The sequence below is a fragment of the Mesorhizobium sp. M7A.F.Ca.CA.002.15.2.1 genome (assembly GCF_003998715.1).
Classification (GTDB): Bacteria; Pseudomonadota; Alphaproteobacteria; order Rhizobiales; family Rhizobiaceae; genus Mesorhizobium; species Mesorhizobium ciceri.
Window position 1 is genome coordinate 1 of sequence record NZ_RZPI01001142.1, and the last position, 834, is coordinate 834.

Here is an 834-nt window from a genome sequence, read left to right on the forward strand (position 1 = left end):
CCGCCGAGCCGCTCGAGCCGCGCCACCTCGTCCAGCGGCAGCGTCGTGTAGAGCTTCAGGAAGCGGGCGACGTCGGCATCCTCGGTGTTGCGCCAGTACTGCCAGAATTCGTAGGGGCTCAGCATCTCCGCGTCGAGCCAGACCGCGCCCGACGCCGACTTGCCCATCTTGGCGCCCGACGAGGTGGTGAGCAGCGGCGTGGTCAGTGCATAGAGCTGCGCGTCCTCCGTGCGGCGGCCGAGATCGATGCCGTTGATGATGTTGCCCCACTGGTCGGAGCCGCCCATCTGCAGGCGGCAGCCGAGACGCTTGTAGAGCTCGACGAAATCATAGGCCTGCAGGATCATGTAGTTGAATTCGAGGAACGACAGCGACTGCTCGCGATCGAGCCGCAGCTTGACGGAATCGAAGGCCAGCATGCGGTTGACCGAAAAGTGACGACCGACATCGCGCAGGAAATTGACGTAGTTGATCTCCATCAGCCAATCGGCGTTGTTGACCATGATGGCGTCGTTGGGACCGCTGCCGAATTTGAGGTAGGGCATGAAGTTGCGGCGGATACCGGCAAGATTGTCTTCGATGTCCTGCGGGGTCAAAAGCTTGCGCGCCTCATCCTTGAACGACGGGTCGCCGATCATCGAGGTGCCGCCGCCCATCAGCGCGATCGGCCGGTGACCGGTCTGCTGCAGCCAGTGCAGCATCATGATCTGGATCAGCGAGCCGGCGTGCAGGCTCTTGGCGGTCGCGTCGAAGCCGATATAGGCTGTCACCGTCTCCTTGGCGAAGATATTGTCGAGACCGGCATCATCCGCAGTCTGGTGGATGAAACCGCGC

Annotated in this window: 1 protein-coding gene; it reads right to left on the minus strand. The window is 62.4% G+C overall.

Annotated elements, in window-relative coordinates:
• Positions 1-834: tyrosine--tRNA ligase (tyrS, locus tag ENZ74_RS33235; RefSeq protein ID WP_127313357.1), on the minus strand; the 834-nt coding region annotated here is incomplete at both ends.